Annotated in this window: 4 protein-coding genes; all 4 read right to left on the reverse strand. The window is 39.8% G+C overall.

All coding sequences use genetic code 11. The annotated features are described in order from the left end of the window. Positions 1-2,064: hypothetical protein (locus C2M30_RS13955; RefSeq protein ID WP_158683447.1), on the reverse strand; the 2,064-nt coding region annotated here is incomplete at its 3' end. 1 nt (position 2,065) lies between these two features. Further along, entirely contained in the window at positions 2,066-8,134 is a 6,069-nt protein-coding gene (locus tag C2M30_RS21790) for a thrombospondin type 3 repeat-containing protein (RefSeq protein WP_105172069.1), read from the reverse strand. Next, positions 8,121-8,951 carry a peptidyl-prolyl cis-trans isomerase gene (locus C2M30_RS13965; RefSeq protein WP_105172070.1) on the reverse strand — a complete coding sequence of 277 codons (831 nt, stop codon included), beginning with the start codon at positions 8,949-8,951 and terminating at the stop codon, positions 8,121-8,123. Before C2M30_RS13965 ends, C2M30_RS21790 begins: the two co-directional genes overlap by 14 nt. Before the next feature lie 12 nt (positions 8,952-8,963). Continuing rightward, entirely contained in the window at positions 8,964-9,788 is an 825-nt protein-coding gene (locus C2M30_RS13970; protein WP_105172071.1) for a peptidylprolyl isomerase, read from the reverse strand. Between the last annotated feature and the right edge of the window lie 65 nt (positions 9,789-9,853).

The raw sequence follows: 9,853 nt of genomic DNA on the forward strand, positions 1-9,853 counted from the left end.
GCGCCCAGGTTTTATCGCAAAGTTTGCAAGCTCACCGCCAACGGTTACTAAACTATTGTTACCGGCAACTTTTGCTAAACGCCCTGTATAACCAAAGTCAGCTAACCCTGCTGGTAAAGGGGTACCATCATTATCAAACCACTCAGTTGTCAGCACTAGCATTGAATCACTTGATAATGCTGAGCCTTCATAACTAATCAAGTTTTTTTGCTGACCTGTTTTTATTGAATTTTTATTTGGCTCAAAAATGCGCTCCGCTGTTACTTTTAAGTTAGGTGGATACATTCGAGTTTCATGTAAAATACTCATGTAATGACGATCGTCAGATATCCCCCAAAATGAACGTAATGCCGTTCCTATATAACCGGTTTTTCGATTAATAAGGACAATACGCAACATTTCGTTGGGTTTTAAATGATCCGCTTCACGGCGATGCAACTCAGGGTTCATATGAGATTTACTTTGATACTCAATAAAGCCGGCTTCTCCGCCTGTTCTCCTCATCGCATAGTTATAAAATGCGTCAGAAGCAGGACCTCGCATAAAAATTTGGTAGGTAAATTTGTTATTATCAATGGCGTAGTGACTAGCCCCTTCCCTTAGATCTTTACCTTTGCGTTGCGTAATTAGCATTCCGGTTGATTCTCGGAAAACAAAAATATCTGTGTCTTGGAAATCATCCTCACTAATTTCAGCAAGCAGACCCTGAGGTGTTCGGTCCGTGGCGATGTCGACTACTCGTACTAAATCTGGTTGAGGTAGCTCTGGTTCCTCGTCTTTACAATCATACGCGGGTTTAACCCCGCTTGATGATAAGTAGACACCATAATAAGTTGCATCATCTGGCGATTCATTACATACAAATTGGCCTTCAGCGTTTAACTTGCCATGTAAAGTAAACTCTTTCAGATCATCGCCATCAAAATAAAAACTAGGTGATGGGATCACTCGATTTTGGGGCTCGTTATAAACGTATTTTGTTTGACCAGTAATTGGTACTGGTGCACCTGAATTCAAATCGATGAGTGCGCCACGACCGTGTAATAGTGTTGTATCAACGAAATAGTTATTGATTCCGACAGGATCTTGAACAGATGCAAGTATTCCCATGATGGCAACTTTTGCCATCAAACCTGCAAGATCTGTTGGTTGGATCGCGTCATAACCAATACAAGTGCTATGCCCAGGTAACATTTGATATGAAAACCCTGCTCTGTACCCTCTATGGTTAAAGTTGCCAAAGTAATATTGTAAGATTGAAGGCGTTGTATAATGAAACTCAAACATTGGGCACGGTATTAACATGAAGGGCGCCCGCCACTTACCCTCTTCATCGGGTATCGCCCCGCCAGGATACGGTGCTACAACTTCAATATATGATTGGGTATACGGAGCATAAGGCGTTTTATCAAACAGCGATCGAATAGATGACGGGATTGCACTGTCACCTCGTTCACCATCATAAAAAGCCGCTTTGAATGCGATATTAAATTCAGATGATGCGATTAATGCACCTTTATAATCAAGTAATAATGATTTCACGCCCCCGTCAACCGCGCCAATACTGTTGAGGTCGAAACGAGCCAACAGCAATACCATATCTTGATCACCTGACACTAACGTTTTAGGGTCGAGTATCACTATGCTTTTATAATAATTGGGGATCGTAATTTTCTTAATTTCGGTTTTTATGCCTGTTTTAAATTCTGCACTGTTATATGCATCAACAGACATTATTTGGAGGCGGTCACCATGCTTTAGTTTTAATGAATCGAGTGTTTGATGAACTGAGTTCACATGCTCTGCTGAGAGAACATAACTTTTGGGATAACTAACAAGAGGAAACTCGGCTCCCACCGTCTTTCCTGAGTCATTATATTGGGCCCAAATCGGCAAATCACCTTCCAGTACAAGTCCGCGCGCCATTACCATACCGATGCGAACTCGTTGAATGTCTAAGTAACCGTACGCGTTTGCAGGTTTAATGTGTGTAACTGTGCTAATTAAAATTAAGTAAATAAATACAATGTACTTAAACAAAATAGAAAGTCTTAAGAACCGCATTTTAATTCCGTTTATTTATTAATGCAGAAAGCTGTACTAACCCAATTTGACCGTCAGCATAATTTTTCAAATGCTCTTGTAAATTAGGGTGTAAGCGACCAAAGCCAATGTAATCTAATGTTGAAAGTAGCACTGGTCCACGAGATATGATTTGCCTGTTTTGTAATTGGCCTACTCCAACTAATTCCATTTTATTGGAGTTGAGCTTTCGACCATATAAAGGGACAAACTCACCATCGTCAGGCAAATAACTTGTATTACCATACAAACTCGCTGCAGTCATAGTTAGACTCATTGCGCCTGTAACTTCTACACCTTGTGGTTGACCTGCCATTAAATAGAATATTGGTACGTCATTATTTAATTGCATTCCTGATGCAGTAAAGTTCTGAATACTAAACTGCATTGGTACACTGGATTTTCCTTTAAAATTTATATTCGCTTGTGACAAATCAAAGGTTAAATCACCATTAGCAAGGTTTGTATTGGGAAGACCTGATGCCACTTTACCAAATGCAATGTTTTTACCTAAAAATGGCACCTGAACTACACCAAGGGAATGTCGCGTATTTGGTACATAATCCAGTGTCTTTATATAGTTACCAAAATCAGATGCAGGCGAAAACTCGTTAAATACGAGCGTTAAATAATTCGCTGATGTTTCTGGGAGTTTTTGATCTCCATAACCAAATGTAAAGTTACCATTGTCGTCACTTTGAGTACTGATACCAAGCTCTTTGATAGTTACCCACATCTTTGGAATACTGACAAATAAATGATCCTTTAAATTACCATCTATTAAGGTTGGCATCTTTTCAGTTTTAAAAGTAAATCGCGCTTTTTCTTCACTATTTACCAATATTTCGGCACGGATTGTTGCGCCATAGCCAAATTCACGGCTAGGATAAAAGGCATACGTATGATCACCAGGTAAACTTGCAATTGCACCGGGTACAGGTTCGTTATCGCGATCTACACGTTTTACTTCATACCCTCCCATAGTAAACGGTGAATCTTGGGGAGGTTTAGGCAGATAAGTGTCGCCGTGTAATGTTTCATACACATTTACTTGAATATCCAATTGTTCAACCGCTTTGTTAAAGTAAAATGCTATAAAACCGTTTGCGGCATGTCCTTCATCCTCATTTTTAGGAGTTGTCTTGATAATGCTTAAAGGTATCGCCTGTTTACTACTAACAGTGAAAAATTGCGTAGACGTACCAACTAAGCTATTGCTCCCATCATAGACATTAACTGTTAACATTTGTTCTGTGGTACTGGAGTCTACTTCAGTTGTTACGTTTATGTATCCTGCAATCACATCAACCGCGATTGGCGAGGCATTATTAACTTGAATTTCAGCATGCATTTGTTCGGTACTATTTTCCACTGCAGCAACAATTTGCAGTGATAAATTAGCATCGTCAATTAAGAAGGTTTGCTGTTTTCGTGGTGCAATGATATTTACCGCAGTTTGTGACTGATTGGTTAAATTAAACGCATATTCACTTGTGTTACCGGCAAAATCGACCGCTTTGATTGTAACTGGTGTATCAACGCCTTTCGCCAAATCTAACTGCGAAGTAAAACGATATTCGTTTTCACTATTACCAGGTCGTAACTGTATAGGTAACTCATTAACGCTTAATGTTATTGATTGCGCATCGCTCACCGTACCGCTAATCGTAACTGGGTTTTGTACCAACACAGTAGACGAGTTTTTTGGCCAAGGCTGTTCCAGTATTATTATTGGTGCGCTATTATCAAATTGATAATTAAGGGTTTGAATTACATTACCAAACTTATTGGTAGCTTCCAGCGTCCATGTATTTTCAGATTTTTGAGCCAGGTATTCAAATTGATAACGCTCTATACCTGAAGGTGTTACGCCAACGTCAATATTATTAATTGTTAGTTCTGGCAATACATTAGATACAATTACACCGGTGATTAAAAATTTATCACGATTAATCCAACTGCCATTAGTTGGGCTAGAAATTTCTATTATTGGCGCAATGCCTTGGTCCTCATCTATTCGTGTGATTATAAAACGTAACTCACCATATCCTTGTGCTGATTCGACCTTTACATTGAATAAGTTATCACCCATATCAAGCATTATTGGTTCAAAGGTCAAACGCCATCGATTATTTTCAAATGGACTAATGGTTCCGACAAATTGACCATTCATTGTTGCCACTAGTTCGGTTAGCGTAACTTCACTTGTCACAGCAAACTCAAGCTGAACATTTGCTTGGGTGACCGTATCCCCATCTTTATGAGATACTAGTGCTATTGTCGGCTGTATTTGGGACACTCGTTTTATATTAACTATTTTGCTAACTTTTTGACCCAATGCATCTTCAGCCACAATAGTCAGTTCGTTATCACCCTGTTTTAGAGGGATCTGTCCCGTAAATTGACGCAGTTCATTAAACATCAAATGGAATGTGCTGTCCTCGAATACATTTGACTTCACCAATAACTCTTTTAAATTGGTTTGCGACTCAACTTTACCAGACAATGTTATGCTATCTTGCTCTGTCTCTAATTCTATTGGGTCGAGCACAATGTTTGGCGAGTCAGCTTGAGTAATTACTTTGATGACAAAATTTTCTTGCCAACCAGTTACATCAACTGCGCTGAGCGTCCATTCATGACCAAGTGCTAAATCAAGCGGCAACTTAAATCGTTTATCATTTTGAACTGTATACTCTTGTTCTGAACTCAATGTTTTGATAGTCAACTTTGATGGGTAAGAAACGTTTAGTAACCGCCCATTAATGACTAATTTTTCGGCTGATTTCGTCGCGAAAAAGTCGAAGTGATTACCTTCATGCTTTGCGTATTCGTACAACACTAATTCAGGAACACTGCGTACCAATGCACTCGCACTTTCTGACCAAGGGCCTAAAACGATTACATTTTTTTGAGTGATTGGGTTTTTGATATAGTTATAAGCCCTTACTCTGTATTCGTACGTCATTCCTGAAATAACATCAAAATCGTCATAAGAACTATTATTTGTTTCTGCTAATTTTAACCAAGCGCCGTCAGCTAAACGCTTTTCTATTTGGTAGTTTTTACTGTCATTTGCTTGCCAAGTTAATGAAAGGCCTTCCTTATTACTTTCAACTTTTAACGCTTGAACCTGTTCATACTTGCCTATGTTAAACACAGACACTGACCTACTTTGACCTAAAAGAGAATCAATTGCTCTCACCGTAATATTATAGTGATAGGCTCGGTTGCCCATCGCTGTAGAATCGATATAACTTCTTACCGTTGCATCAAAAGTTGCAAGCTGAGAGAACGTCCCTTGATAATCAGATCGACTTAAAATAATTTGCGAGATGTGCGGTGAATCCGAAATTTGCCAATTAAGATTTACTGCGGACTTTTCACTTTCAGCAAACAAAACTACGTCAACCGGATCTAACCAACGTGTAGGATCATCTGGAAAACTATCAATGTCGTTATTATAGCCATCACCATCTCGGTCCGGGTCACTATTATCCCCAATGCCATCTCCGTCTAAATCAGACCACTCATTAGGATTATTTGGGAAAGCATCATTTTCATTCGCATAGCCATCTCCATCACGGTCAGGGTCACTATTATCACCAATACCATCACCATCCATGTCAGCCCATTCATCGGGATCATCTGGAAACGCATCTTGTTCATTGTTGTAAGAGTCACCATCGCGGTCAGGGTCACTATTGTCACCTAAACCATCTCCGTCTAAATCTGCCCATTCATTCGGATTATTAGGAAATGCATCTTGCTCATTAGAGTAACCGTCACCGTCGCGATCTGGGTCACTATTGTCACCGATACCGTCACCATCCAAATCAGACCACTCATTAGGGTCATCAGGGAATGCATCTTGCTCATTGGGATACCCGTCACCATCACGGTCATCTAATTCAGGATTGTCACTCCAGCGCGTAGGATCATCTGGGTACGCATCATATTGATTTAAAACACCGTCACCATCTCTGTCTGGGTCACTATTATCACCAATGCCATCACCATCCAGATCAGACCATTCAGTTGGATCACTTGGAAATAGATCTTGCTCATTAACAACACCGTCACCATCTTTGTCTGGGTCTGAGTTATCGCCAATGCCATCATTATCTAAATCCGACCATTCGGTTGCATCATACGGAAATGCATCTAGCCCGTTAACAATTCCATCATTATCAATGTCTGGGTCAGTATTATCGCCAATACCATCATTATCAGTATCTGTTGTTTCGCTAGGATCGTTTGGAAATGCATCATCTTGGTTATTAACACCATCACCATCGCGATCTTCATCACTGTTATCACCAATGCCATCATTATCTAAATCTGACCATTCATTTGGGTCATCAGGAAACACATCTTTTTCATTTTCTATGCCATCACCGTCACGGTCTGTATCGCTGTTATCGCCAATACCATCGCCGTCACTGTCTTTGCTTTCATTCGGGTCTTCTGGAAAAGCATCCTCATCATCAGGCACGCCATCACCGTCTAAGTCTGCTTTACGAGACAGTTTTTCGGCTAATAACTTAAGGAATTCAATTAAGCGTGCAATTTTATTTGGTAACGCTATTTTAATTACAGGTCGCACACTATTGCCTGTTACCACATAGTAATAAACTAAACGATGGCGCCCTTTTTTGAGATAGAATGTACGATAGTGATATTTCCCTACTCTCCCCACGTGTTTATCTACAACAGTGGACCTATTAGTTGCTAATTCTTGTACATTTTGAGCACTTAAAACTTGCCCAGCAAACTCAATTTCAATTTGGCTTTCAGCTGTATAGTAAAGTGTTACGTAACCGTCTTGCTCTACCTCTAACTCGGTATCAAATAAAACTGAATAAGGCTTAGGCCATTCGTTGTTAGGTAAGTTGTCTATCGATACGCCAACTAGATTAGGTAGCAAACTTTGGGCGTGCGCCATATTATTTGGCTGCTGGGTAGTAAAGACCCTAAAGTTAGTGCCTTCAACATATTCACCTGCGGGAGTGATTGGTGGAATTTCATTTTTTTCTACTTTTTCAGCGACAAATGACCAATTATCTAATGATAAATAACGCGCTGTGCTCCCTGGCGTATAAAGTGCAATATCAAGCATCGGATTTGCTTGTTTGGTGTGTTGTAGTTGAGTAAATTCGAACTCATGAACGCCAGCTTCTAAGGTTACAAACTGCTCAATTAAACCAAACTCACTTGCCTCTTGAAAATTTTGATTGAGGCTTACTTTAATAGGACCACTCGATAACACTCTTACACTGTAGCTTGCTGCTTCTTCCAGTGTTAAAAAGCCTCGATAAGTCACAGCATAACTTTGATCACTATGACGAACAAGTAAGCTTATGTCATCTCGATTCCCATGAACTATCGGAGCTATCTGTTTTAATGAATTAAAATCTAACGTTTCACCTTCAAAATATTTATATTCAAAGCCAGAGGTATTTCGCGCAGGAATTGTCGTGTTTACAGCGTCAACCTTTGTTAATGAACTCGTTGCCAGGTATAAATGCTGCTGTGCTAAATCAATTTCTTGGGTCTTTTCAGACGACATTAAAATTCGCGGCTGTGTTTGCAGTTCATCACTTTCGAATGACAACTGTATATGGTGGTACCCTTTGCCGAGTGCAAGCAACTCACCTTCAATATAGGCAGAACCGTTTATCTGTAACTCTGCGTTACCATTTGTAAACACTTCAAATTGGTAAAGTTCGTCATTTTCAGCGAAAAAGAAGCCCCTAAATTGTGCGGCGCCCACAAACTCAGGATCCAATAACATTGCTGATATTGCAGGCATATTACCTGTTTGTATAGCTTGCGCTTTAGTAATATCTTGAATTTCACTGCCGGGTGCGAACAATGCATATTCAACAGCCGCAATTGGGCCATCTAACGGCGTACTCGAATGATAATCTATTTCTGGCTTGGGCGGTTTTTTTACATCATCTGGATTTGAACATGCAGATAATAGACCTGCCAGCAATAATATCGATAAGTAATTTTTTAAACTGCTTAAGTTTTCGCTAATCCATAGCATAACGGGTTATTTTGGCCTGTTGTTTTAAACGAGCCGCTTCCTCTTTTATTGCACGTTTGATTTGAATTGGTGATAGTGTCTTTCTTATTTGTTCTTTAACTTCACTCAACGGTTTTGCATCACTTTTATGTTCAGCTATCACCTTAAAGCGAATTAACTTATTATCTAAACGGTACGTTTTTGAAACTTCCCCAAGCGCTACGTTTGCAATAATGTTGCGATAAAAAGGGCTTAATCCTTTATCACCTTGCGTACCAAGAGACAAAATCAGTGCTGTGCCCTCATCTTTTTGGTCCTGCGCGTGCTCTCGCCAATCTATATCTTTCACAAAACTGTCTAGTGCATTTTGGGGAGCCTTTGAATTTGGCAAAGTGATCATTTCAAATTTACGCTGCATTTTTTGCCCAAATTCGCTTAAATTAGCGTTGTAGTACGCTTTAACTTGCTCTTCTGAAACCGGGGTTGCAGTTATGTTCTGTTGGATATAGCGTTTGCTTAAATATTCATCACGATATGCTTGTTGTGCGAGTTTAAATTCTGCTAGTTCATACTCACTGAATTGTGCCAGTTGCTGCTCAGCCATTAATTTTTTGATTATCATGCTTTCGAGCAACTTTTTCCGGCCTTCATCGCCAAGTTGCATGGCTGCATATTCACCAAACGTTTTGAGCATCACATGTTCTAATTCTTGCGCTGTAATTGGCACGTCGTTAACATTCGCGATTACGTCACGTACACCCGAATCTGACTCTTGTTTAACGTCTTGTTCACCACAGCCAACTAGCAACAATGCTAGTAATACTAAACATTTGCGCATTGTAGTCCCTTATTACAACGTAACTGATACTGTTGACTTTAAACGCGCTAACTCGGTATCTTTCGCTGCCTTTCTTAGCGTACGCTTGATGTTTCCTTTTACATGCTCGTATGGCTGACTCACCGTTTTTGGTGTGTGCTCAAGCTTTATGATGTGATAACCAAAGGAAGTTAAGATCGGTTGAGAAATCTGCTCTTCTTTAAGTTGATTGAATACTGCATCCGAAAACGTTGGCGCTACAGCTCCTTCTTTGATCCAACCTAACTGTCCACCGTTTTTTGCAGATACTTTGTCTTCCGACATGGCTAGAGCAACATCGGCAAATGCTTGACCTGTAATTACTTTAGAATATGCCTCTTGCGCCTTAGAGTATTTGGCTTGACGTGTTGCTTGGTCATCTGTTTGTGCCACACGTATTAAAATATGCGATACTTTAGCCTGTTTTGACTGATAGTTATCACTGTTTTGCGCGTAATAATTGCGCATTTCAACATCGGTTACAGCCGTTTCTAGAAACTGATTAAGATATCGACTAAGTAATAAATCTTTTTTTATCTCATTTAGCTCTACCGCTAATTTTGACGTGTCGAACTCAGGTAGAGACTCAATAGCCTGCGATACCGCTAGGGATTCTAGGTAATGCTTTTTGGCTTTAGTAACGAGTTCTGAATTATCTTTGTCAATACGTTTGAGCTCATAATACGCATTAAGCTCTTGTTGCGTTACCCCCTGATCACCAACGGTTGCAACCGACTTAGGTTTATCGGAGCAACCTCCAATCAACGCTGCATTCACCAAAAATAGTGTTAAAAATTTATTATGTTTTCTAATTTTCATCCCTAAAACCTAAACTACATTCGTGTAACTATATAATAACTAGGGCATTATCCACTAAATGGAAG

Source organism: Pseudoalteromonas sp. T1lg24, assembly GCF_002964745.1.
GTDB classification, from domain to species: domain Bacteria; phylum Pseudomonadota; class Gammaproteobacteria; order Enterobacterales; family Alteromonadaceae; genus Pseudoalteromonas; species Pseudoalteromonas spongiae.